Origin of the sequence: Streptomyces sp. TN58 (genome assembly GCF_001941845.1) — a bacterium.
Taxonomy (GTDB): Bacteria; Actinomycetota; Actinomycetes; order Streptomycetales; family Streptomycetaceae; genus Streptomyces.
This window is the reverse complement of record NZ_CP018870.1, coordinates 2,468,847-2,493,300: the sequence shown is the minus strand read 5'-3', so window position 1 is coordinate 2,493,300 and position 24,454 is coordinate 2,468,847. Positions and strand designations below refer to the sequence as shown.

18 protein-coding genes are annotated in these 24,454 nt (G+C 72.0%); all 18 read left to right on the top strand.

Annotated elements, in window-relative coordinates:
• Positions 1-131: 131 nt before the first annotated feature.
• The 18 genes from BSL84_RS11385 (at position 132) to BSL84_RS11300 (ending at position 24,425) form a co-directional block, all read left to right on the top strand.
• The gene (locus BSL84_RS11385) at positions 132-1,280 is read left to right on the top strand and encodes a sensor histidine kinase (protein WP_075972051.1); all 1,149 of its coding nucleotides are present in this window, start codon (positions 132-134) and stop codon (positions 1,278-1,280) included.
• 114 nt (positions 1,281-1,394) lie between these two features.
• A complete protein-coding gene (gene folC, locus BSL84_RS11380) occupies positions 1,395-2,933 on the top strand; it encodes a bifunctional tetrahydrofolate synthase/dihydrofolate synthase (RefSeq protein WP_420718780.1) in 1,539 nt (512 codons plus the stop codon).
• 2 nt (positions 2,934-2,935) lie between these two features.
• Positions 2,936-3,304, top strand: coding sequence for a DUF4233 domain-containing protein (locus BSL84_RS11375; protein ID WP_030026949.1), 369 nt, complete (start codon positions 2,936-2,938; stop codon positions 3,302-3,304).
• Between the two features lie 160 nt (positions 3,305-3,464).
• Positions 3,465-3,875 carry a nucleoside-diphosphate kinase gene (gene ndk, locus BSL84_RS11370; RefSeq protein WP_030027161.1) on the top strand — a complete coding sequence of 137 codons (411 nt, stop codon included), beginning with the start codon at positions 3,465-3,467 and terminating at the stop codon, positions 3,873-3,875.
• Between the two features lie 295 nt (positions 3,876-4,170).
• Positions 4,171-5,190 (top strand): rod shape-determining protein, encoded by a 1,020-nt coding sequence (locus BSL84_RS11365; protein ID WP_030008578.1) that lies wholly within the window; start codon positions 4,171-4,173, stop codon positions 5,188-5,190.
• A gap of 134 nt (positions 5,191-5,324) precedes the next feature.
• Complete coding sequence (gene mreC, locus BSL84_RS11360) at positions 5,325-6,272, top strand: rod shape-determining protein MreC (RefSeq protein ID WP_030027163.1); 948 nt, start codon at positions 5,325-5,327, stop codon at positions 6,270-6,272.
• Between the two features lie 13 nt (positions 6,273-6,285).
• A complete protein-coding gene (mreD, locus tag BSL84_RS11355; RefSeq protein WP_030027165.1) occupies positions 6,286-6,993 on the top strand; it encodes a rod shape-determining protein MreD in 708 nt (235 codons plus the stop codon).
• Between the two features lie 13 nt (positions 6,994-7,006).
• The gene (mrdA, locus tag BSL84_RS11350) at positions 7,007-9,178 is read left to right on the top strand and encodes a penicillin-binding protein 2 (RefSeq protein WP_075970275.1); all 2,172 of its coding nucleotides are present in this window, start codon (positions 7,007-7,009) and stop codon (positions 9,176-9,178) included.
• A gap of 16 nt (positions 9,179-9,194) precedes the next feature.
• Entirely contained in the window at positions 9,195-10,394 is a 1,200-nt protein-coding gene (gene rodA / locus BSL84_RS11345; RefSeq protein WP_030027169.1) for a rod shape-determining protein RodA, read from the top strand.
• Positions 10,395-10,444: 50 nt separating this feature from the next.
• Positions 10,445-11,971 carry a CYTH and CHAD domain-containing protein gene (locus BSL84_RS11340; RefSeq protein ID WP_075970274.1) on the top strand — a complete coding sequence of 509 codons (1,527 nt, stop codon included), beginning with the start codon at positions 10,445-10,447 and terminating at the stop codon, positions 11,969-11,971.
• 72 nt (positions 11,972-12,043) lie between these two features.
• The gene (locus BSL84_RS11335; RefSeq protein ID WP_199816161.1) at positions 12,044-13,969 is read left to right on the top strand and encodes a TIGR03960 family B12-binding radical SAM protein; all 1,926 of its coding nucleotides are present in this window, start codon (positions 12,044-12,046) and stop codon (positions 13,967-13,969) included.
• A gap of 83 nt (positions 13,970-14,052) precedes the next feature.
• Positions 14,053-15,138, top strand: coding sequence for a hypothetical protein (locus tag BSL84_RS11330; RefSeq protein WP_045322201.1), 1,086 nt, complete (start codon positions 14,053-14,055; stop codon positions 15,136-15,138).
• A 111-nt stretch (positions 15,139-15,249) separates the two neighbouring features.
• A complete protein-coding gene (locus tag BSL84_RS11325) occupies positions 15,250-16,029 on the top strand; it encodes a TIGR03936 family radical SAM-associated protein (RefSeq protein WP_030027176.1) in 780 nt (259 codons plus the stop codon).
• 235 nt (positions 16,030-16,264) lie between these two features.
• The gene (locus tag BSL84_RS11320) at positions 16,265-20,251 is read left to right on the top strand and encodes an Rne/Rng family ribonuclease (RefSeq protein WP_075970273.1); all 3,987 of its coding nucleotides are present in this window, start codon (positions 16,265-16,267) and stop codon (positions 20,249-20,251) included.
• Positions 20,252-20,527: 276 nt separating this feature from the next.
• Positions 20,528-20,848, top strand: coding sequence for a 50S ribosomal protein L21 (gene rplU, locus BSL84_RS11315; protein ID WP_015033583.1), 321 nt, complete (start codon positions 20,528-20,530; stop codon positions 20,846-20,848).
• A gap of 13 nt (positions 20,849-20,861) precedes the next feature.
• Entirely contained in the window at positions 20,862-21,116 is a 255-nt protein-coding gene (gene rpmA / locus BSL84_RS11310; RefSeq protein ID WP_030027134.1) for a 50S ribosomal protein L27, read from the top strand.
• A 176-nt stretch (positions 21,117-21,292) separates the two neighbouring features.
• Entirely contained in the window at positions 21,293-22,738 is a 1,446-nt protein-coding gene (gene obgE / locus BSL84_RS11305; RefSeq protein ID WP_075970272.1) for a GTPase ObgE, read from the top strand.
• Between the two features lie 70 nt (positions 22,739-22,808).
• Positions 22,809-24,425: a glycosyltransferase family 2 protein gene (locus tag BSL84_RS11300; RefSeq protein ID WP_075970271.1), complete on the top strand. Its 1,617-nt coding sequence runs from the start codon at positions 22,809-22,811 to the stop codon at positions 24,423-24,425.
• The last annotated feature ends 29 nt before the right edge of the window (positions 24,426-24,454 follow it).

Below are 24,454 nucleotides of genomic sequence, written 5' to 3'. Positions count from 1 at the left end.
CTGAAGGCCTGAAGGCCCCCGCACCGGTCCGCCGGTGCGGGGGCCTTCGCCCTGTCCGAAGTGCCCGACATCACTCCGTCTACCGGTCGGCCGGATCTCATCCGGGGCGCCGACCACGGATGATGGAGGGCATGCATGTCAAGCCCGTCGCGCCGGTGTTCCACCGGTGCGTGGCCGCCGGCCGCCGGCTGACCGACACCTGGGCCGGTTCGCCGCAGGTGGTCGACGTACTCACGGCGCTGGGCTGCCTCGGGCTGATGGCCCTCGACCTGCCGGGTCTGGCCGCCGCCGACAACTCCCTCAGCGGACCCGCCGCGGCCGTCGCGCTGGCCCTGGGCTGCGCGACCCTGCTGGTGCGCCGCCGGCTGCCCTGGATCCCGTACCTGACCGCGTTGCTGTTCATCGGGTGGCTCCACGAGCTGACCCTGATCCAGTTCGCGCTGTACTCGGTCGGCCGCTTCCGCGGGCGCCGCGCGGGGATCCTGGCGACGCTCGGGTACCTCGCCTTCGCACTGGCCATGTTCTGGGTGCCGGGCTGGCCCGAGCCCGCGGGGCAGACACTCAGCGGCTTCCTCGGCATCGTCGTGCCCATCGGCGCGCTCTCCTCGGCGGTCGGGATCGCCGCCTACCGGCACGACCTGGTGCGGGAGCTGGCCGCCCGGCGGGCCGAGTCCGCCGTGTTCCAGGCGGTCGAGCAGGAGCGCACCTCCGTCGCCCGCGACGTCCACGACTTCGTCGGACGGGAGCTGACCCTGCTGACGGTGCGCTCCGAGGTGCTGTCGGTGCGGGCGCGCGAGACGGCGCACGCCAAGGACTTCGAGGAGCTGGCCGACACCGCCCGCCGGGCCCACCTGGTGCTCAACGAGATCATCGTGCAGCGGGGTGAGCGGGCCGCGACCCCGGGCGTGGACGGGCTGCCGGCGCTGGCGGAGGAGAGCGGCCGGGCCGGGTCACCCGTCCGGCTGGACGTGGACGAGGGCGTGCACGGGCTGTCGCCGCTGCGTCAGGCGGCGGTCTACCGGGTGGTGCAGGAGTGCCTGACCAACGCCGCCAAGCACGCGCACGGCGAGACCGTCGACGTGTCGATCACGGTGGACGGCCCGCTGTTGCGGATCGCCGTCGGCAACTCCCTGCCGGCCCGGGCCCCGGGCCGGGCCCCCGTCTCGGCGGGCTCGGGAACGGCGAGCATGTCCGAGCGCGTCCGCAGCCTCGGCGGCACCCTGACGGCGACCCGCACGGACACCGCGTACGAGGTCGTCGCCACCCTTCCGCGCGGCTGACCCCGCTGTCCGCCGCCTGCGAGGCCGCTTGGCGATCAGGCCGCCGCCGGCGCGGAAGGTCCCCGAACGGCCCGGGCCGGAAGTCCCGCCGGCGGCCGTCCGTAGACTGGCCCTGTGAGTGACCAGCAGCCCGAGAGCCACGACCGCCACGACGACGAAGACCTCGCCGGTGCCTTCGACGAGTTCGACCAGATCGTGGCGGAAGAGTCCGACCGCGACCCCGACCTGGCGGTGATCGAGGCCGGCAGCCGCACCCTGCGCGCCCATGCCGGGCCGCCCCAGGGGGACCCGGTGCCCGCCCGCCCCGTCGACCCGGAGGTCGCCCAGGCGCTGCTGGAGGTGGAGCAGGAGCTCTCCACCCGCTGGGGCGAGACCAAGCTGGAGCCGTCGGTGTCGCGGATCGCCGCACTGATGGACGTGCTGGGCGAGCCGCAGCGCGCGTACCCCTCCATCCACATCACCGGGACCAACGGCAAGACCAGCACGGCCCGCATGATCGAGGCCCTGCTGAACGCCTTCGAGCTGCGCACCGGCCGCTACACGAGCCCGCACGTGCAGTCGATCACCGAGCGGATCAGCCTCGACGGCGCGCCGATCGACGCCGAGCGGTTCGTGGAGACGTACCACGACATCAAGCCGTACGTGGAGATGGTCGACGCCGCCGAGGAGTTCCGGCTGTCCTTCTTCGAGGTGCTCACCGGGATGGCCTACGCGGCCTTCGCGGACGCCCCGGTGGACGTGGCCGTGGTCGAGGTCGGCATGGGCGGCAGCTGGGACGCGACCAACGTGATCGACGGATCGGTCGCCGTGGTCACCCCGATCAGCCTGGACCACACCGACCGGCTCGGCTCCACGCCCGGTGAGATCGCCGCGGAGAAGGGCGGCATCATCAAGCAGGACGCCACCGTGATCCTGGCGCAGCAGCCGGTGGACGCGGCGCAGGTGCTGCTGAAGAAGGCCGTCGAGGTTGACGCGACGGTGGCCCGCGAGGGCATGGAGTTCGGCGTCGTCTCGCGCGAGGTCGCGGTCGGCGGGCAGCAGCTGACGCTGCGCGGAGTGGGCGGCGAGTACGACGGCGTCTTCCTGCCGCTGTACGGCGCCCACATGGCGCACAACGCGGCGGTGGCGCTCGCCGCGGTCGAGGCCTTCTTCGGGGTCGGCGGGCCGCACGCCCGGGTGCTGGACGTGGACACGGTGCGGAAGGCCTTCGCGTCGGTGACCTCGCCGGGCCGCATGGAGGTCGTGCGGCGCAGCCCGACGGTGATCCTGGACGCGGCGCACAACCCGGCGGGCGCGGCGGTCACCGCGGAGGCGGTCACCGAGGCGTTCGGCTTCAGCCGGCTCGTCGGCGTCGTCGCCGCGAGCGGGGACAAGGACGTACGCGGGGTGCTGGAGGCGTTCGAGCCGATCTTCGCGGAGGTCGTGGTCACGCAGAACTCCAGCCACCGGTCGATGGACGCGGACCAGCTGGCGGGCGTCGCCGTCGAGGTCTTCGGCGCGGACCGGGTGCAGGTCGAGCCGCGGCTGGACGACGCCCTGGAGGCGGCGATCACCCTGGCCGAGGAAGAGGCCGAGTACGGAGGGGCCGGGGTCCTGGTGACCGGTTCCGTGATCACGGTGGGCGAGGCCCGCCTGCTGCTGAAGAGGGGCTGAGGATGCGCACGCTGTGTGCGAGCACGCTGATCGGTGAGTTCTTCGTGATCGGCTTCGCGGGGCTGGTCGCCATGAAGGACCCGGACCTGACCCAGGCCACGGTCTGGACGGTCTGCGGGGTCGCCATGCTGCTGTCGGTGCTGCTGTGCGGGATGCTGTCGCGGCCCGGGGCGGTCCAGCTGGGCTGGGCCCTGCAGATCGGGCTCGTCGCCAGCGGGTTCGTCGTACCGACGATGTTCTTCCTCGGCGCGGTCTTCGCGGGCCTGTGGTGGTGCTCCGTCCACTACGGCCGGAGGATCGACGCGATCAAGGAGCGCTGGGCGGCCTCGCAGGAGGCGCCGGCGGCGAGCGCGGCGTCCGACACCGCCTGACGGACATCCGGGCCGCGGCGGCTCGGCCGCCCCGGCCCCCGGCCGCCCCGGCCCCCGGCCGCCCCGGCCCCCGGCCGCCCCGGCCCCCGGCCGGAAGGGCCGCCCCGTACGGCCCTGTAGATTCGCCTTACCGCACCCGTATGCCGCAAGGAGCCGCAACATGACCCAGCGCACCCTCGTCCTGCTCAAGCCCGACGCCGTCCGTCGTGGCCTGGTCGGCGAGATCATCGGCCGCATCGAGCGGAAGGCCGGCTGGACCATCCCCGCCCTGGAGCTGCGCACGCTCGACCAGGAGACCCTGGAGGCGCACTACGGCGAGCACAAGGGCAAGCCGTTCTACGAGCCGCTGATGGGCTTCATGTCGAGCGGCCCGGTCGTGGCCCTGGTCGTCGAAGGGGAACGCGTGATCGAGGGCGTCCGCCAGCTGGCCGGACCCACCGACCCGATCGCGGCGGCGCCCGGCTCCATCCGCGGCGACTTCGGCACCGTCACCCGGGAGAACCTGATCCACGCCTCGGACTCCGAGGAGTCGGCCGAGCGCGAGCTGAAGCTCTTCTTCCCCGCGCTCTGATCACTCCCTCCTGACGAGACATCAGCCGAATAGCGCTCATGACCTGGGGCGACCGAAGTAATTTCGGTCGCCCCCAGGTAATTCCGCGCACGAGCGGGAACGCCTGGGCAGGACACGTCGTCACCAGTAAGGGGGCGGGTATCCGTTCCGGCGGGATTGCCGGAGTCCCGTCGCGCGGTGTCCGTACCCCGGCACTACGATGGGGCCTCCACCCACACACCCACCTCGCCGACCTGACAGCAGCCGCTTTCAACTGGAAGGCCAGACGCTCCTCATGGGGAACAAGGGGAACAACATGTCGTTCATCGGCCGTGACATGGCGATCGACCTCGGGACCGCCAACACGCTGGTGTACGTGAGGGGCCGGGGGATCGTCCTGAACGAGCCGTCCGTGGTCGCCATCAACACGAACACCGGCGGCATCCTGGCGGTCGGCTCCGAGGCGAAGAAGATGATCGGGCGCACGCCCGGCAACATCGTCGCCGTGAGGCCCCTCAAGGACGGCGTGATCGCCGACTTCGAGATCACCGAGCGTATGCTCCGGTACTTCATCCTCAAGATCCACAAGCGTCGCTACCTGGCCCGCCCGCGCGTCGTGGTCTGCGTCCCCTCCGGCATCACGGGAGTGGAGCGCCGCGCGGTCATCGAGGCGTCCACGCAGGCCGGCGCCCGCCAGGTGCACATCATCGAAGAGCCCATGGCCGCCGCCATCGGCTCGGGCCTGCCCGTCCACGAGGCCACCGGCAACATGGTCGTGGACATCGGCGGCGGCACCACCGAGGTCGCCGTCATCTCCCTCGGCGGAATCGTCACGGCACAGTCCATCCGGGTGGCCGGCGACGAGCTCGACAACGCGATCATCCAGCACATCAAGAAGGAGTACTCGCTCCTCCTCGGTGAGCGGACGGCCGAGCAGATCAAGATCACCATCGGTTCGGCGTACGACCTCGACAAGGACGAGCACACCGAGATCCGCGGCCGGGACCTCGTCTCGGGCCTGCCCAAGACGGTCGTCATCTCGGCCGCCGAGGTCCGCAAGGCCATCGAGGAACCGGTCAACTCCATCGTCGACGCGGTCAAGACGACGCTCGACAAGTGCCCGCCGGAGCTCTCGGGCGACATCATGGACCGAGGCATCGTCCTCACCGGTGGCGGAGCCCTGCTCCGCGGCCTCGACGAGCGGCTGCGCCGCGAGACCGGCATGCCGATCCACATCGCCGAGGACCCCCTCGACTCCGTCGCGCTCGGCTCCGGCAAGTGCGTCGAGGAGTTCGAGGCACTGCAGCAGGTCCTGGACGCTCAGCCCCGTCGCTGACCACACCCCTCCCGGCCGGGGAGGGGCTAAGCGGAACACAAGGATCCGCCGTACGGGTGCTACCGGGCCCGTGCGGCGGATCGTTGATATACAGGCAAAAGAGAATTCCGACGAGGAAGGCACGGCCGCCGCACGTGAGGGACACACGAGAAAGCCGGCTGCTCCTGGTGCTTCTGATCGCCATCGCGTTCGCGTTGATCACGGTGGACATCAGGGCAGGCGAGGAGTCACCGGTCGACGGTGCCCGGCAGGCCGCCGCAGCGGTCTTCGGGCCGGTCGAGGAGGGTGTGGCGACCGCGGTCGATCCGGTCGCCAACGCCATAGGGGCCGTACGGGACTCCGGCAAGCGCCACAACCGCATCGCCGTGCTGGAGCGCGAGAACGCGGCCCTCAAGGCCAAGCTCGGCAGCGAGGACCAGACCCGCAGCCGCATCCACGAGCTCGACGAGATGCTCAAGCGGGCCGGCGCCGGACAGTACGGCATCAAGGGCGCCGAGGTCATCGCCATAGGAGCCGCCCAGGGCTTCTCCTGGACCGTCACCATCGACGCCGGCAGCAAGGACGGCATCGAGCGTGACATGACCGTCCTCAACGGCGACGGACTCGTCGGCCGGGTCACCACCGTCGGCCCCGACACCTCCACCGTCGTCCTCGCCAACGACCCCGACTTCACCGTCGGTACGCGCCTGGAGAAGACCGGCGAGCTCGGCTTCGCCACCGGACAGGGCGACCGCGCCCTGTCCGTCCAGATGCTCAACGGCAAGGCCAAGGTCAGCCCCGGCGACCGGCTCGTCACCTTCGGCTCGCGCGGCAACAAGCCCTTCGTGCCCGGCGTCCCGATCGGCGAGGTCGTCAAGGTCGACCCCTCCCGCGGCGACCTGACCCGCACCGTATGGGTGCGCCCGTTCGTCGGCTTCTCACGACTCGACATCGTCGGCGTCGTCGTGATGCCGCCGCGCGAGGACCCGCGCGACGCCGTCCTGCCGCCCAAGCCCGAGGCCCCCAAGCCCACCCCGACGGTCACCGTCACGGTCACTCCGTCCGGGTCCGCCAGCCTGGCGGCCCAGCCGGCCGACGACTAGGAGCCGACCCCGTATGCGCTTCAACCGGATCCTGCTCTCGGCCACGCTCGTCGTGGTCGCCCTCGTCATCCAGGTCACCGTCCTGGGCCGGCTCCAACTGCCCGGCGCCGTACCCGACCTGCTCCTCCTCACCGTCGTCTCCCTCGCACTCGTGTACGGGCACGTCAGCGGTGCCCTCATCGGCTTCGGCGCCGGACTCCTCGCCGACCTGGCACCGCCCGCCGACCACGCGGCCGGCCGGTACGCGCTCGTCCTGTGCGTCATCGGCTACGTCGCCGGCCTGGTCCGCCCCGACGGCGGACGGTTCCGCTCCGCCTGGGGCCCGATGCTCACCGTCGTCGCCGCCGCGATCGGCTCCACCCTGCTCTACGCGGGCGTGGGCGCCCTGGTCGGCGACACCGCCGCCCGCCACGTGGGCCTGACCGGCCTGGTGTTCACCGCCACCCTCTACGACCTGCTGCTCGCGCCGTTCACCGTGCCGTGGATCATGGCCCTCGCCCGGAAGGCCGAGAACGACCCGATGGCCGTCGAGGCCGGCGGCGGCCCCGCCAACAAGGCCGCCGACGTATCCGCCGGCTGGCTGACCGGCGGCACCGGCCTGCGCATCGGCAGCCAGCGCGGCGGCCTGCGCATGAAGACCGCGCGGGTCCGCGCCAACAAGGCCGTCCGCATAAAGGGCGTCAAGCCGGCCAAGGGTGTGAAGAGCGTCAAGAAGCTGTGAGGGAGGAGCAGACGTGACCAACGTCCCGGAGACCGGCCGCGCCTCCCGCGTGCAGATCAGGCTCGTCATCATGCAGGTCCTCGTCTTCTCGATGCTCATCACCCTCGGCGGCCGGCTCTGGTTCCTCCAGATCCGCAACGGCGCGGAGTACTACCACGAGGCGAAGAGCAACCACGTCCAGCGGGTCGTCCAGCCCGCCGTACGCGGCTCGATCCTCGACGCCCGCGGCGTCCCCCTCGCCGACAACGAGACCCGCCTGGTCGTCTCCGCCAGCCGCACCGCGCTGATGAAGATGAAGGACAAGGGCAGAGGCGTCCTGACCCGCCTCGCCGACGTCCTGGACATGACCCCCAAGCAGGTCATGGACAAGGTCCGGCTCTGCGACTCCCAGACCCCCAAACCCTGCTGGAACGGCTCCCCCTACCAGCCCATCCCGGTCACCCTCGAAGCCACCACCCAGCAGGCGCTCCAGCTGCGCGAACGCCCCGAGGAGTTCCCCGGCATCACCGCGGAACCCACCGCCGTCCGCCGCTACCCGGCCCCCGGCGGCGCCCGCACCGCACAGGTGCTCGGCTACCTCTCACCCGTCACCGACGACGAGATCCAGAAGGCCAAGGACACCGACTCCCCGCACCTGCGCTCCGACCAGGTCGGCCGCTCCGGCCTCGAACGCACCTACGACCGTCAGCTCCGCGGCAAGGCACAGGTCACCTCCTACGAGGTCGACAACCTCGGCCGCGTCATGGGCCAGACCAGGTCCGACCCCGGAATCGCCGGCTCCACCCTCGTCACCAGCATCGACGCCCGCGTCCAGGCGGTCGCCGAGTACGAGCTCCAGCAGGCGATGAAAGTCGTCCGCAACGAGACCGACAACATCACCGGCCGCAAGTACGAGGCCGACTCCGGCGCCGTCGTCGTCATGGAGGCCAAAACCGGCCGCATCGTCGCCATGGCCTCCCAGCCCGACTACGACCCCAACGCCTGGGTCGGCGGCATCTCCGGCGCCGACTACGCCAAGCTCACCAGCAAGAACTCCAACTACCCGCTGCTCAACCGGGCCATCCAGGGCATGGCCCCCGCCGGCTCCATCTTCAAGGTGGTCTCCGCCAGCGCCGCTGTCCGGGCCGGCTACAAGTTCAACGACAGGTACAACTGCAGCAGCTCCTACAGCCTCGGCGGCCGCAGCTTCGCGAACTTCGAGTCCAAGGGCCACGGCCCCATCACCCTCGGCGAAGCCCTGAAGTTCTCCTGCAACACCGTCTTCTACGCCCTCGGCCACAAGGAATGGCAGCGCGACGGCGGCCTCAGCCCGAAGAAGGACGCCCACGACTGGTTCTACCGCACCGCCCGCGAGTTCGGACTCGGCTCGGAGACCGGCATCGACCTGCCCAACGAGGTCAAGGGCCGCATCCCCGACCGCCAGTGGAAGCAGAGCTTCTGGGCAGCCAACAAGAACTCCTGGTGCAAGCAGGGCAAGCGCGGCGGCACCTACGTCGAACAGATCGCCTACGAGAGCTGCCTCGAAGGCAACCAGCTCAAGGCCTACGACAGCATCAACTTCGCCATCGGCCAGGGCGACGTCCTCGTCACCCCCATCCAGATGGCCACCGCCTACTCCGCCATCAGCAACGGCGGCACCCTCTACAACCCCACCGTCGGCAAGGCCGTCATCAGCCCCGACGGCAAGCACGTCGAAATCCTCAAGCCCCAGTCCCACGGCCGGCTCCCCGTCAACGCCCAGACCGTCGCCGACCTCGACAGGGGCCTGCGCATGGTCGTCGAACCCGGCGGCACCGCCGCCTGGCGCTTCGGCGGCTGGCCCCAGGACAAGATCCCCATGCACGCGAAGACCGGCACCGCCCAGGTCTACGGCAAGCAGACCACCTCCTGGCTCGCCACCTACACCAAGGACTTCACGATCGTCATGACGATCTCCCAGGGCGGCACCGGCTCCGGCGCCTCCGGCCCCGCCGTGCGCAACCTCTACAACGCCCTCTACGGTCTGACCATGGACGGCAAGCCGAACCAGAAGGGCGCACTCCTCCCGGCCCCGGAGACGAAACTGCCCAAGATCAACCCCGACGGCTCCATCGAATCCCCCGAGATCCGGCCGTACGTACCGCCGTCCCCGGAGGACCTCCAAGCGCCGGCACTCGCCGGGCCACCCCCGACACGGCACGACTGAGGACCCCCATACCGACATGCCAACCGCCAACAAGTTCTCCGTCTCCCGCTACGCGCCCGAGCGCGGCCCGATGGCCAAGCTCACCGCCCGGGACTCCGTGCTGCGCCGGCTCGACTGGCCGATCCTGCTCTCCTCCCTCGCCCTGTCCTTCCTCGGCGCCCTGCTCGTCTGGTCGGCGACCCGCAACAGGACCACCCTGAACCAGGGCGACCCGTACTACTTCCTCGCCCGGCACGCCCTGAACACCGGCATCGGCCTGGTCCTGATGATCGGCACCATCTGGCTCGGCCACCGCACCCTGCGCGGAGCCGTTCCGGTCCTCTACGGACTCTCACTCGTGCTGATCCTCGCCGTCCTGACCCCGCTCGGCGCCACCATCAACGGCGCCCACGCGTGGATCGTCATCGGCGGCGGATTCTCCCTCCAGCCGTCCGAGTTCGTGAAGATCACGATCATCCTCGTGATGGCGATCCTGCTCGCCACCAGGGTGGACGCGGGCGACATCACCCACCCCGACCACCGCACCGTCGTCAAGTCGCTCTGCCTGGCCGCCGCCCCGATGGGCATCGTCATGCTGATGCCCGACCTCGGGTCCGTCATGGTCATGGTCGTCATCGTGCTCGGCGTGCTGCTCGCCTCCGGAGCCTCCAACCGCTGGGTCTTCGGCCTCCTCGGATCCGGCGTGGCCGGAGCCGTCCTGATATGGCAGCTCGGCGTCCTCGACGAATACCAGATCAACCGTTTCGCGGCCTTCGCCAACCCCGAGCTCGACCCCGCCGGCGTCGGCTACAACACCAACCAGGCCCGTATCGCCATCGGCTCCGGCGGCCTGACCGGCTCCGGACTCTTCAAGGGCTCGCAGACCACCGGCCAGTTCGTGCCCGAGCAGCAGACGGACTTCGTCTTCACCGTGGCCGGCGAGGAACTCGGCTTCCTCGGCGCGGGCCTCATCCTGGTGCTGCTCGGCGTCATCCTCTGGCGCGCCTGCGTCATCGCCCGGGAGACCACCGAGCTCTACGGCACGATCGTCTGCGGCGGCATCATCGCCTGGTTCGGCTTCCAGTCCTTCGAGAACATCGGGATGACCCTCGGCATCATGCCGGTGGCCGGCCTGCCACTGCCGTTCGTCTCCTACGGAGGCTCCTCGATGTTCGCCGTGTGGATAGCGGTCGGACTCCTCCAGTCGATCAAGGTCCAACGGCCGCTGTCAGCCTGATGTCCCCGCTCATCCTGCAGACACCTCCCGTTCGGTACTAGGTTCGGTACATGGCGGACACCACACGCGAGATCGAGCGGAAATTCGAGTTCTCCAAGGCCGCATCTGCCCGGCGAGGGCTGCCGGACCTGACGGGGACGGCCGCCGTCGCGGCCGTCACCGACCAGGGCACCGTCGAGCTCGACGCCGTCTACTACGACACCCCCGACCAGCGGCTGGCCGCCGACGGCCTCACCCTGCGGCGCAGAACGGGCGGAGCGGACGAGGGCTGGCACCTCAAGCTGCCCGTGTCCCCAGGCGTGCGCGACGAGGTCGGCGCCCCACTCGGCGACACGGTCCCGCCCGCCCTCGCCGCCCTCGTCCGCTCCCGCACCCGCGGCGCCGCACTCACACCACAGGTCCGACTGGTCTCCTCGCGCCACGTCAGCCACCTCCTCGACGCCGACGGAACCCTCCTCGCGGAACTGAGCACCGACGACGTCGTCGCAGAACGCGGCGAGGCCACCGCCGCCTGGACCGAAGTCGAGGTGGAACTCGCCGACGGCGTCGACCCCGGCCTCCTCGACGCCGTCGAGAAGACCTTCCGCAAAGCCGGCCTCCGCGTCAGCGACGCCCCCTCCAAACTCGCCCGAGCCCTCGCCGAGACCGGCGCCGAGCCCCCCGCCCGGCCCGACGGCCGCGGACCCGGATCCGGCGACACCGCCGGCGCACACGTCCTCGCGTACCTCCGCGAACAGCGCGACGCCCTCGTCGCCCACGACCCCGCCGTACGCCGCGACCTGCCCGACTCCGTCCACCAGATGCGGGTCGCCACCCGCCGCCTGCGCAGCGCCCTCAAGACCTACCGCAAGGTCCTCGACCGCGAGGCCACCGACCCCGTCGGCGACGAACTGCGCTGGCTGGCCGCCGAACTCGGCGTCGACCGCGACCAGGAAGTCCTGGCCGAACGGCTCCAGGCCCACCTCACCGAACTGCCCCCCACCCTCCTCACCGGACCGGTCCGCGAACGCCTGCGCACCTGGAACACCGCCCGGCGCTCCGCATCGCGCCGCAGGGCCCTGGACGCACTCGACAGCGACCGCTACATCAGCCTGCTGAACACCCTCGACGCCACGCTCGACGCGCCTCCGCTGCTCGACGGCGCCGCACGCTCCCCCCGCAAGACCCTCCGCAAGGCGGTGCTCCGCGACTACGCCCGCCTCGCCGCCCGCATCGACAGCGCCCTCGCCCTCGACGAGGGCCGGGAACGCGACGTGGCCCTCCACGAGGCCCGCAAGGCGGCCAAACGCGTCCGCTACGCCGCCGAGTCGGCCGTGCCCGCGCTCGGCAAACCGGCGAAACGCCTGGCCAAGGCCGTGAAGAAGGTCCAGAGCCTGCTCGGCGACCACCAGGACAGCGTGGTGGCACGCGACGCCCTGCGCGGCCTCGCCGACCAGGCCACCGACGCGGGGGAGCCGGCCTTCACCTGGGGCCTGCTCTACGGACGCGAGGAGGCCCTGGCCGAGCGCCGCGAGCGGGAACTGCCCGCCGTATGGGCGAAGGCCTCGGCCCCCACCCTGCGGACGGCCCTGAAGTGATCATGCGGTGGGGACGGCTGAGCCATCGGGGTACGCTAGATAGCTGCCCCCTGCCCGCTTCACGAAAGTCGCGTGATGACCGAGTCGGTCTTCCCTCAGCTTGAGGCCCTGCTTCCGCACGTGCAGAAGCCCATCCAGTACGTCGGCGGTGAACTCAACTCCACGGTCAAGCCGTGGGAGAGCTGCGACGTCCGCTGGGCCCTCATGTACCCGGACGCATACGAAGTCGGGTTGCCCAACCAGGGCGTCATGATCCTCTACGAGGTACTCAACGAGCGCGAGGGCGTCCTCGCCGAGCGCACCTACAGCGTGTGGCCCGACCTCGAAGAGCTGATGCGCGAGCACAACGTGCCGCAGTTCACCGTGGACAGCCACCGCCCGGTCTCCGCCTTCGACGTGTTCGGCCTCTCCTTCTCCACGGAGCTGGGCTACACCAACATGCTCACGGCACTGGACCTCGCCGGCATCCCGCTGGAGGCCAGGAACCGCACCGTCGACCACCCGATCGTCCTCGCCGGCGGCCACGCGGCCTTCAACCCCGAGCCGATCGCGGAGTTCATCGACTGCGCCGTCATCGGCGACGGCGAGCAGGCCGTCCTCGACATGACCGAGATCATCCGCACCTGGAAGGCCGAGGGCAGGCCGGGCGGGCGCGAGGAGATCCTGCTGCGCCTCGCCAAGACGGGCAACGTCTACGTGCCGGGCTTCTACGACGTCGAGTACCTCCCGGACGGCCGCATCGGCCGCGTCGTCCCCAACCGCTCCGGCGTGCCGTGGCGCGTGTCCAAGCACACCGTCATGGACCTCGACGAGTGGCCCTACCCCAAGCAGCCCCTGGTCCCGCTCGCCGAGACCGTCCACGAGCGCATGTCCGTGGAGATCTTCCGCGGCTGCACCCGCGGCTGCCGTTTCTGCCAGGCCGGCATGATCACGCGCCCCGTGCGGGAGCGAAGCATCACCGGCATCGGCGAGATGGTGGAGAAGGGCCTCAAGGCCACGGGCTTCGAAGAGGTCGGCCTGCTCTCCCTCTCCTCGGCGGACCACACCGAGATCGCCGACATCGCCAAGGGCCTCGCCGACCGCTACTCGGACGACAAGGTGGGCCTGTCCCTCCCGTCGACCCGCGTGGACGCCTTCAACGTGGACCTGGCCAACGAGCTGACCCGCAACGGGCGCCGCTCCGGCCTCACCTTCGCCCCCGAGGGCGGCTCCGAGCGCATGCGCAAGGTCATCAACAAGATGGTCTCGGAGGAGGACCTGATCCGCACCGTCGCCACCGCCTACGGCAACGGCTGGCGCCAGGTGAAGCTGTACTTCATGTGCGGCCTGCCCACCGAGACCGACGAGGACGTGCTCCAGATCGGCGACATGGCCGTCAACGTCATCGCCAAGGGCCGCGAGGTCTCCGGCCAGAACGACATCCGCTGCACCGTCTCCATCGGCGGCTTCGTACCCAAGCCGCACACCCCCTTCCAGTGGGCGCCGCAGCTGTCGGCCGAGGAGACGGACGCCCGCCTGGGCAAGCTCCGCGACAAGATCCGCGGCGACAAGAAGTACGGCCGCTCCATCGGCTTCCGCTACCACGACGGCAAGCCGGGCATCGTCGAGGGCCTCCTCTCCCGCGGCGACCGCCGCATCGGCGACGTCATCCGCGCCGTCTACGAGTCGGGCGGCCGCTTCGACGGCTGGCGCGAGCACTTCAGCTACGACCGCTGGATGCAGGCCGCGGAGAAGACGCTGCCCGCCTACGGCGTCGACGTGGCCTGGTACACCACGCGCGAGCGCACCTACGAGGAGGTCCTGCCCTGGGACCACCTGGACTCCGGTCTCGACAAGGACTGGCTCTGGGAGGACTGGCAGGACGCCCTCGACGAGACCGAGGTCGACGACTGCCGCTGGACCCCCTGCTTCGACTGCGGCGTCTGTCCGCAGCTCGGCCTGGACATCCAGATCGGCCCGACGGGCAAGAAGCTGCTGCCGCTGTCGGTTGTGAAGTAGCCGGTCAGCCGGTCACGTAACCCTTGGGTCACGAGAGGCCCCCGCCCGCAACGGGTGGGGGCCTCCGGCGTGTCCTCCCCTGCATGGACTTGGAGAAACGGCCTCCCGCGGGCGGCGGTGACGGGTGCCTGGTGGGCGTCGTCCGGATCCCCGTGAAGATCGTCGCCGTACTCGTCGTACTGCCCGTACGAGTGGTGTGGGAACTGCTCGTCGCCGCCGGCCGGGCCGTGCACCGGCACGTGCTCGGGCCGCTGTACGCCCATGTCGTCGAGCCGCTGCTGCGTGCGCTGGGATGGCTGCTGGCAACCCTGCTCAAGCTGGTCTTCGTCTGGCCGTGGACCGGGCTGTGGCGGTATGTGCTCGTTCCGGTCGGGCAGGGGCTGGCGTGGCTGGGGCGGGGGCTGTACGACCAGGTGCTGGCGCCGGCCGGGCGGTTCCTGACCGCCTACCTGCTGCGTCCGGTCGGGGAGGCGCTGGCCTGGATCGGCCGCGGCGGCATGCGGTACCTGCTCGCGCCCCTCGCCAAAGGCGTGACCTGGATCGGTTGGGTCCTCGCCATGGCGCTGTTCGTGTGGCCGTGGGTCGCGCTGTGGCGGTACGTGCTCGCGCCCGTCGGCCGCGGGATCGCATGGCTGGCCGCGGCGGCGTACCGGTACGTGCTCACCCCCGTCGGGCACGGCCTCGCATGGCTGGCGGCCGCGGTGTTCCGGTACCTGGTGCGGCCCGTCGGGCTCGGCCTCGTATGGCTCGTGGTCGCCCTGTACCGGTATCTGCTCAAGCCCGCCGGGCTGGGGCTCGCCTGGCTGGCCGCCGCCCTGTACCGGTACGTGCTCACCCCGGTCGGGCAGGTCCTGCTCTGGGCCTGGCACGTGGCCGGGCGGATCACCGCCGCCCTGTGGCGCGGGCTCAAACGGGTCGCCTGGGTCCTCGTCGGGTGGCCCGCCTCCCGGGTGTACCGGCATGTCCTCACCCCCGTCGGACACGCCGTGCGCGAGGTCTGGCGCACCGGCCGCGCAGCCGTCCGCGAGGCGCGGGCCACCGTGCGCCGGGCGCTCTTCGGTACTCCTCCCGTGGAACCGGCGAGGTCACGGGCGCGTACTCTGGGTAGTACGACAGCCGCCGACGCGGCACCCGCAGACGAGATCTCCCTGCCCCGACGGCAGGGGTGAGCCGGAGCGGGTCGACAGACCTCATGGGCGAAGCGCGAGCCGCGGAGCCCCGCACAAGGAGAAGAACCCCTGGGCAAGCGACAGCCCGAAGGCCCGCCTCCCGCACCGGTGGTGCAGCGCATCCGACTGCGCTACACCAAGCGCGGCCGCCTCCGGTTCACCAGCCACCGAGACTTCCAGCGCGCCTTCGAGCGGGCCCTGCGCCGTGCCGAGGTGCCGATGGCGTACTCGGCGGGCTTCACCCCGCACCCGCGCGTCAGCTACGCGAACGCCGCCCCGACCGGGACCGGCAGCGAGGCCGAGTACCTGGAGATCGGACTCGCGGCGCCCCGCGACCCCGAGACCCTGCGCAAGCTGCTCGACGAGTCGATGCCCACCGGCCTCGACATCGTCGACGCCGTCGAGGCCCGCACCTCCGGCCTCGCGGACCGGCTGACTGCCTCCGTGTGGGAGCTGCGCCTGGACGGTGTCGAGCTCGCCGAGGCCGAACGGGCGGTGGAGGTGTTCCTCGCCGCCGAGACCGTCGAGGTGCAGCGCAAGACCAAGAACGGCATCCGCACCTTCGACACCCGCGGTGCGGTCGTCAGCCTCGAAGCGCTTCCCCCGGCGGCTGATAGGCCGCTGGACAATGCCTGTGCGATACTGCGGCTGGTTGTTCGGCATCTGACACCTGCCGTGCGACCCGACGACGTCCTGTCCGGTCTCCGAGCTGTGGCCGACCTGGCGCCGCCGGTCCCCTCTGCGGTGACCAGGCTGGCGCAGGGGCTCTTCGACGAGGAGTCCGGCACGGTGACCGACCCGCTCGCGCCCGACCGCGAGGCAGACACGGCCGCCCCACCCACGGTCGCCGTGACCGCCGACGCGAAGGCGCCGGAAGGTCCCGCCGCGTAGGGATCGTCGTCGTCGCGCAGCCCTGGCACTCGGGAGCCACCTGGGTCGGGCCGCGTACAGACCTGAAGACTTCCGCCAGGCCGTACGGACCAACACGTACGGAACCGGCGGCCATGGACTACAGCTCCCGTGTGGCGAACGCGCCCCGGAGGCCGGCTCCGCGTCATCGCGCGGAGCCGTGCCGGACCGGAAGTCAGCCGCGGCGCCCGGGAGCGTGACGGGAGAACCGCCCGCAATGCCCAACAACGAAAACGACACCACCCCCGCCGGCGCCGACAGCGGCAGCCCCAGCGACAACCTGCCTCCGCGCAGGCGCCGCCGCGCCGCCTCCCGGCCGGCCGGTCCGCCCGGCGGCGTCGCCGCCGCTGAGGTGGCCCCCGTGGCGGAGCCCGCCCCCGCCGAGGAGGCCGCTCCGGCCGCCGCCCCCGCCCGTCCCCGCCGCCGTGCGACCCGCGCCGTGGCCGCTCCGAAGACGCAGGCCGCCGAGGTCGTCGTCGAGCCCGCCGCCGAGGCGCAGGCCCCCGAGGCCGCCGCCGCTCCGGCCGTCGAGGAGGCCCCGGCCGCTCCGGCGCCGCGTACCCGTCGCCGTGCGACGCGTGCTGTGGCCGCTCCGGCTGCCGAGGCTGCCGAGGTTCCGGTTGCGGAGGCTCCGGCCGCCGCCGAGGCCGCCGCTCCGGCTGTCGAGGAGGCCCCGGCCGCTCCGGCGCCGCGTGCCCGTCGTCGCGCCACGCGTGCTGTCGCTGCCCCGGCCGCTGAGGCCGCCGAGGTTCCGGTTGCGGAGGCTCCGGCCGCCGCCGAGGCCGCCGCTGCGGCTGTCGAGGAGGCCCCGGCTGCTCCGGCGCCGCGTGCCCGTCGTCGCGCCACCCGCGCCGTCGCCGCCCCGGCCGCCCCGGCCGTAGAGGCCCCTGCCGCCGAGGCCGCCGCCGAGACCGCCCCCGCCGCCGCGGAGGAGGCGCCCAAGGCCGCCGCCCGTGCCGTGACCGTCGCCGACGCCGTGGACGCCCCGAAGCGCGGCCGCCGCCGCGCCACCCGGTCCACGACCGCTCCCGCTCCCGCCGCGCAGCAGCCGGCTGCCGAGTCCGGGGCCGAGGCCGCCGAGGCGCCCGCCGCGCCGGCGCGGGCCCGCCGCGCGGTGCGTCCCGCCGTGGCCGTCTTCCAGGCGCCGGTGTTCACCGAGCCGATGTTCCAGACTCCCGAGACCGCTGCCATGGCTGCCGCGGCCGCCGCCGCGCGCGAGGCCGAGGAGGCGGAGGAGGAAGAGGAGACCGAGGCCGCCGCCCCGGTCGAGCCCGCGCAGCCTGCCGGCCGCCGCCGTCGCCGCGGCCGTGGCGCCGCCGAGTCCGCGCCGGTCTCGCTGCCCGAGGTGCTCGCCGAGGAGGAGCCGGAGGCCGAGGCCGCCGACCTCGACGACGAGTCCGCCGAGTCCGCCGAGTCCGCCGACTTCGAGGAGGGCGACGAGTCGGGCGAGCGCCCCTCGCGCCGCCGCCGCCGCGGTGGCCGTCGCCGCCGTCGCGGTGAGGCCGCCGACCTCGACGAGTCCGCCGAGGAGGAGACCGAGCCCGAGGCGGCCGCCGAGCGGGAGACGGAGGAGGAAGAGGACGAGGAGAGCGAGGAAGCCCTCGGCTCCACCTCCAGCCGCCGTCGCCGCCGTCGCCGCCGTCGCAGCGGTGACACCGGTGCCGAGGCCGCCGAAGCGGGTGACGAGGACGGTGTGCGCACCGTCGTCAAGGTCCGCGAGCCGCGCCCGGCCCGCGAGAAGGCCGAGCCGTCCGACGAGGTCCAGTCCATCAAGGGCTCGACCCGTCTGGAGGCGAAGAAGCAGCGCCGCCGCGAGGGCCGCGAGCAGGGCCGCCGCCGCGTCCCGATCATCACCGAGGCCGAGTTCCTGGCCCGCCGTGAGGCCGTCGAGCGCGTGATGGTCGTCCGCCAGTCCGGCGAGCGCACCCAGATCGGCGTCCTTGAGGACAACGTGCTCGTCGAGCACTACGTCAACAAGGAAGAGGCCACCTCGTACGTCGGCAACGTCTACCTGGGCAAGGTCCAGAACGTGCTGCCGTCGATGGAGGCCGCGTTCATCGACATCGGCAAGGGCCGCAACGCCGTCCTGTACGCCGGTGAGGTCAACTTCGAGGCGCTCGGCATGGCCAACGGGCCGCGCCGCATCGAGTCCGCCCTCAAGTCGGGCCAGTCGGTCCTGGTGCAGGTCACCAAGGACCCGATCGGCCACAAGGGTGCCCGTCTGACCAGCCAGGTCTCGCTGCCCGGCCGCTACCTGGTCTACGTGCCCGAGGGCTCGATGACCGGCATCAGCCGCAAGCTGCCCGACACCGAGCGCGCGCGTCTGAAGACCATCCTCAAGAAGATCGTCCCCGAGGACGCGGGCGTCATCGTGCGCACCGCGGCCGAGGGTGCGAGCGAGGACGAGCTGCGCCGCGACGTCGAGCGTCTGCAGGCCCAGTGGGAGGACATCCAGAAGAAGTCGAAGCAGATCACGACGTCTTCGCCGTCCCTGCTGTACGGCGAGCCGGACATGACGGTCCGCGTCGTGCGCGACATCTTCAACGAGGACTTCTCGAAGGTCATCGTCAGCGGCGACGGTGCCTGGGAGACCATCCACGGCTACGTCTCGCACGTGGCCCCGGACCTGGCCGACCGGCTCCAGCGCTGGACCTCCGAGGTCGACGTCTTCGCGACGTACCGGATCGACGAGCAGCTCGCCAAGGCGCTCGACCGCAAGGTGTGGCTGCCCTCGGGCGGCTCGCTTGTGATCGACAAGACCGAGGCGATGATCGTCATCGACGTCAACACCGGCAAGTTCACCGGTCAGGGCGGCAACCTTGAGGAGACCGTCACCAGGAACAACCTGGAGGCGGCCGAGGAGATCGTGCGCCAGCTGCGGCTGCGCGACCTCGGCGGCATCGTCGTCATCGACTTCATCGACATGGTCCTGGAGTCCAACCGCGACCTGGTCCTGCGGCGCATGCTGGAGTGCCTGGGCCGTGACCGTACGAAGCACCAGGTCGCCGAGGTGACCTCGCTGGGCCTGGTCCAGATGACCCGCAAGCGGGTCGGCCAGGGTCTGCTGGAGTCCTTCTCCGAGACCTGCGTCCACTGCAACGGCCGCGGTGTCATCGTCCACATGGAGACGCCGGCCGCGATCGGCGGCGGTGGCAACGGCAAGCGCTCGAAGCGCCGTGGCGGCCGCACCGAGTTCGACCAGCACGACCACGAGGTCGAGACCGTCGAGCCCGTCGAGACCGTCGGGGGCCCGGAGGTCGAGGACTTCGAGACCGAGGCGGAGGTCGCCGCGGAGGTCGCGGCGCCGAAGGCGCTGCCCGAGCCGGAGTTCGCCGCGGGCGAGGAGCTGTACGGCTCCGCGGCCGAGGCGGAGGCCGCGGCGGGTCTGAGCGGGCGCCGCAACCGGCGCCGTGCCACGCGCAAGGCGACCGCTCCGGCGGGTGCCCCGCGCCGTGAGGCCGCCCCGGCCCCGGCACCTGCCCCCGTGGCCGAGGTCGTCGCCGAGCCGGTGACCGAGCCGGCCGACACGGTGCTGGAGCCGGTCGCCGAGGTCGTCGCCGAGGCCGTGGAGGCCGCGGAGTCGATCGAGGCCACCCCGGTCGCCCCGGTGGAGGAGGCCGCGCCGAAGGGCCGTACCCGTCGCCGTGCGACCCGTAAGGCGACCGCGCCGACGGCCGCCGCCGAGTCCGCCCCGGAGACGGTGGTGGCAGCGGAGCCGGAGCCGGCTGCGGCCCCCGAGCCGGTCGTCGTTCCGGAGCCCGAGCCCGTCGTCGAGCCGGAGCCGGCCGTCGCGGCCGAGGAGGCCCCGGTGGCGCAGGCCGCGCCGGCGCGTCCGCGCCGTCGGGCCACCCGCAAGGCCACCGCACCCGCCGGTTCCCCGGCGGGCGCGGCGGAGGCCGCCGTGGTGGTCGTCGAGGCCCCGGTGACCGAGCCCGCCGCTCCGGCCGAGCCCGCCCCGTCGGCGGAGGAGGCCGAGGCGGCGGCGGAGGAGCCCGCACCGGCCAAGAAGGCCGCCCGCAAGGCTCCGGCCAAGAAGGCGACCGCGGCGAAGAAGGCCCCGGCCAAGAAGGCGGCGGCCGCCAAGAAGACCGTGGCCAAGAAGGCGGCCACGACCAAGAAGACCGCAGCGAAGCGGGCGACGAAGAAGACCGCGGCGGCGGAGCAGCAGGCTGCCCCGTCCGTCTCGGCTCCGACCGAGGCCTGATCCGCCACGTGGCCGTGGGCCCCGCCGCTCGGCGGGGCCCACGGCCGTGCGGGGGCCCGGTTTGACCCTCCGGAACCGGCCCCGTAACCTAGACCGTCGGCGTGTCCTGTACGAATCCGTCCAGCGCGCGTCGCGCTCCTGAGCACCTTCCTCCCGTTTCCCGCGCGCAAGCGCTGTACGGGAGAGGCCGCTCGTCCATTCCGGATCAGCGTGGGCCCCGGCCCGCCTGAGCGGCTGGCTTCAGGAGCATCCGTCCCGAGTGAGAGAGAGATCCGCGTGTACGCCATCGTGCGCAGCGGTGGTCGCCAGCACAAGGTTGCTGTCGGCGACATCGTTGAGGTTGACAAGATTTCCACTGCCAAGGTTGGCGACACGGTCGAGCTCTCGACCCTGCTCGTTGTCGACGGCGACGCCGTGACCAGCGACCCGTGGGTCCTGGCCGGTATCAAGGTCACGGCCGAGGTCGTGGACCACCACAAGGGCGCCAAGATCGACATCCTGCGCTACAAGAACAAGACCGGCTACCGCCGTCGCCAGGGTCACCGTCAGCAGTACACGGCGATCAAGGTCACCGGTATCCCCGCGGCTGCGAAGTAAGAGGGACTGAGACATGGCACACAAGAAGGGCGCATCGTCCACCCGGAACGGGCGCGACTCCAATGCCCAGCGGCTCGGCGTGAAGCGCTTCGGCGGTCAGGTCGTCTCCGCCGGCGAGATCCTCGTCCGCCAGCGCGGCACCCACTTCCACCCGGGCTCGGGTGTCGGTCGTGGTGGCGACGACACGCTGTTCGCGCTGCAGGCCGGTGCCGTGCAGTTCGGCACGCACCGTGGCCGCAAGGTCGTCAACATCGTTCCGGCCGCCTGATCCAGCTCCGGCTGATCGAGCGTTCGTAACTTCCCGAGGGCGGATCTCAGCTCTTCCCGGCTCAGGCCGGGAAGAGAGGTCCGCCCTCGGCGCGTTGTCACATAGACACGTTTAATGGGCAGCAAGGCCTGCCACCGGACTTTCCGGACTATCCCGCTGTATCTGGAGGAACAACCATGACCACCTTCGTGGACCGCGTCGAGCTGCATGTCGCCGCGGGTAACGGAGGCCACGGCTGCGCCTCCGTTCACCGGGAGAAGTTCAAGCCGCTCGGCGGCCCCGACGGCGGCAACGGCGGTCGTGGCGGCGACGTCATCCTGGTGGTGGAGCAGGCGGTGACCACCCTGCTGGACTACCACCACAGCCCCCACCGCAAGGCCACCAACGGCAAGCCCGGCGAGGGCGGCAACCGCTCCGGCAAGGACGGCCAGGACCTGATCCTGCCGGTGCCGGACGGCACCGTCGTCCTCGACAAGCAGGGCAACGTCCTCGCCGACCTCGTCGGCCAGGGCACCACCTACGTGGCCGCCGAGGGCGGCCGCGGCGGCCTCGGCAACGCCGCGCTGGCCTCCGCCCGCCGCAAGGCGCCCGGCTTCGCGCTCCTCGGCGTCCCCGGCACCACCGGCGACATCGTCCTGGAGCTCAAGACCGTCGCCGACGTGGCGCTGGTCGGCTTCCCCAGCGCCGGCAAGTCCTCGCTGATCTCGGTGCTCTCCTCCGCCAAGCCGAAGATCGCGGACTACCCCTTCACCACCCTCGTCCCGAACCTGGGCGTCGTCACCGCCGGCTCGACCGTCTACACGATCGCCGACGTCCCCGGCCTGATCCCCGGCGCCAGCCAGGGCCGCGGCCTGGGCCTGGAGTTCCTGCGCCACGTCGAGCGCTGCTCGGTCCTCGTCCACGTCCTGGACACGGCCACCCTGGAGTCCGACCGCGACCCGATCGCCGACCTCGACGTCATCGAGGAGGAGCTCAAGCTCTACGGCGGCGGCCTGGAGAAGCGCCCGCGCCTCGTCGTCCTGAACAAGGTCGACATCCCCGACGGCCAGGAGCTCGCCGACATGGTGCGCCCCGACCTGGAAGCCCGCGGCTACAAGGTCTTCGAGGTCTCCGCGGTCGCCCGTACGGGTCTGAAGGAGCTCTCCTACTTCCTCGCCGAGGTCATCGCCAAGGCCCGCGCCCGCAAGCCGAAGCAGGAGGCGACCCGTATCGTCATCCGCCCGAAGGCCGTGGACGACGCCGGCTTCACCGTCGCCTACGACGAGGCCGAGGACGTGTACGTGGTGCGCGGCGAGAAGCCGGAACGCTGGGTCCGCCAGACCGACTTCAACAACGACGAGGCCGTCGGCTACCTGGCCGACCGGCTCAACCGCCTCGGTGTCGAGGACGCCCTGAAGAAGGCCGGCGCCCGCGCCGGCGACGGCGTCGCCATCGGCTCGGACGAGAACGCGGTCGTCTTCGACTGGGAGCCGACCATGATGGCCGGCGCCGAGATGCTGGGCCGCCGCGGCGAGGACCACCGCATGGAGGCCCCGCGTCCGGCCACCCAGCGCCGCAAGGAGAAGGAAGCCAAGCGCGGCGACTCCGCGCAGCGCGAGTACGACGAATTCCGGCCGTTCTAGTCGACTTCCGGGGGAGCGGGCCCCGGAGGGTTTGAAGGTGTCTTTATCTCGGTCGCCTAGGATCCTCCGGGTGAACAGCAGCAACCTCCCCACCGTCTCCGTCGTGGTGATCGCGTACAACGACGCCGGGCTCGTGGGCGAGGCCGTTTCCTCGGCCCTCGCCCAGGGCCCGGTGGTCGGCGAGGTCATCGCGGTGAACGACGCCTCGTCCGACGGCACCGCGCGGGTGCTGGACGAACTGGCCTCGGCCCACCCCCGCCTCAAGGTGGTGCACCGGACGGAGAACAGCGGCGGGTGCGGCACCCCGCGCAACGACGGGATCGCCGCGGCGTCCGGCCGGTACGTGCTCTTCCTCGACAGCGACGACATCCTGCCACCGGACGCTGCGGACGCCCTGGTGCGCACCGCCGAGAAGCACCGGGCGCCCGTCACCGTCGGCGCGGCCGTGCGGCGCGAGCTGCCCCAGCACCACGACGTGCCGTGGATGCCCGGCCTCTACACGCCGGGCGACGTCATCGAGCGCCCGGCGGACCGGCCCGAGCTGGTCCGCGACACCCTCTGCGTCAACAAGCTCTACGAGCGCGCCTTCCTGGAGGAGCACGGCCTGCGCTTCCCCGACGGCCGGTTCGTCTACGAGGACTTCGTCTTCACCTCCCGCGTCCTCGCCGCGGCCCCCCGGATCGCCGTCACCGGCGACCTCGTCTACGTGTGGCACGTGCGCCGCGCCGCCGCCCAGGTGTCGATCTCCCTGGACCGCAAGGACGTCGGGAACTGGCGCTCCCGCATCGAGGCCCACCGCACCGCCGCCCGGACCCTCGCCGCGGCCTCGCCGGTCCTCGGCAGCGCCTGCCAGGTGAAGTTCCTGGAGTACGACCTGCGCATGTACCTGCGCGAACTCGGCGCGAACCCCGACTACCGGGCCGCCTGGTGGACCCTCACCCGCGAGTACGTCGACACCTTCGCCGAGGCGGACGTCGAGGCCGCCGCGGCTCACGCCCGCTGGATCGTCCGGGTGCTGCGCGCCACCGCGACCCCGCCCGCCGACGTCGAGCGGCTGACCCGGCTGGCCGCCGAGCCGCCGCGTCTGCTGCCCCCGTACGCGGTCGGCGCCGCAGGCGAGCCGGTGTGGAGCGAGGAGCTTCCCGTCGGGCTCGACGGCCTGACGGCGCTGCCGGTCGAGGAGCTGCCCGTCACCGTGGACGCCGAACCGGCCGGCCGCGGCGCCGTCCGGATCCGCGTGCACGACCTCTACGGGCGCCTCGCCGAGGCCGGTCCGCAGACCGCGCGCCTGAGCTTCATGCCCCGCGCGGGCGGCGAGCCGGTCCTCGCACGCCCGGTGGAGCTGATGGCGGACCGGGACGGCGGCTGGACGGCCGTCCTGCCCTTCCGCCTCGCCGACCTGGCCGTCACCGGACGCCGCCAGGGGCTGCGCAGGATGCAGGCCTGGAACGTCGGGGTGGGCGTGCACTGCGCCGACGGGAGCTCGGTGTTCACCTCCCTGCGCCCCCGGGGCCGGCTGCTCCGCCGTCGGGCCCTGCCCAGCAGCCGGTACGGTGTTCTGCTGGCGCAGCCCTACCGGACGGGGGCCGGCGCCCTCGCGCTGCGCCTCGCGCCGGGCGCCGAGGGAGCCCTGTACCTCGTACGCAACCGCCTCCACCGGGCCCGGGCGGCCCGGGCGGCGGGCTGAACCGGATGCGCCCCGCTGCGCTTTCCCAC

What these genes read in the sequence shown, in the direction of transcription:
- BSL84_RS11320 (WP_075970273.1), top strand. Translation starts at nt 16,265, where the DNA reads ATGCCCAACAACGAAAACGACACCACCCCCGCCGGCGCCGACAGCGGC.
- mreD (WP_030027165.1), top strand. Translation starts at nt 6,286, where the DNA reads ATGCGCTTCAACCGGATCCTGCTCTCGGCCACGCTCGTCGTGGTCGCC.
- BSL84_RS11375 (WP_030026949.1), top strand. Translation starts at nt 2,936, where the DNA reads ATGCGCACGCTGTGTGCGAGCACGCTGATCGGTGAGTTCTTCGTGATC.
- rpmA (WP_030027134.1), top strand. Translation starts at nt 20,862, where the DNA reads ATGGCACACAAGAAGGGCGCATCGTCCACCCGGAACGGGCGCGACTCC.
- BSL84_RS11385 (WP_075972051.1), top strand. Translation starts at nt 132, where the DNA reads ATGCATGTCAAGCCCGTCGCGCCGGTGTTCCACCGGTGCGTGGCCGCC.
- obgE (WP_075970272.1), top strand. Translation starts at nt 21,293, where the DNA reads ATGACCACCTTCGTGGACCGCGTCGAGCTGCATGTCGCCGCGGGTAAC.
- BSL84_RS11330 (WP_045322201.1), top strand. Translation starts at nt 14,053, where the DNA reads ATGGACTTGGAGAAACGGCCTCCCGCGGGCGGCGGTGACGGGTGCCTG.
- rodA (WP_030027169.1), top strand. Translation starts at nt 9,195, where the DNA reads ATGCCAACCGCCAACAAGTTCTCCGTCTCCCGCTACGCGCCCGAGCGC.
- BSL84_RS11365 (WP_030008578.1), top strand. Translation starts at nt 4,171, where the DNA reads ATGTCGTTCATCGGCCGTGACATGGCGATCGACCTCGGGACCGCCAAC.
- ndk (WP_030027161.1), top strand. Translation starts at nt 3,465, where the DNA reads ATGACCCAGCGCACCCTCGTCCTGCTCAAGCCCGACGCCGTCCGTCGT.
- BSL84_RS11340 (WP_075970274.1), top strand. Translation starts at nt 10,445, where the DNA reads ATGGCGGACACCACACGCGAGATCGAGCGGAAATTCGAGTTCTCCAAG.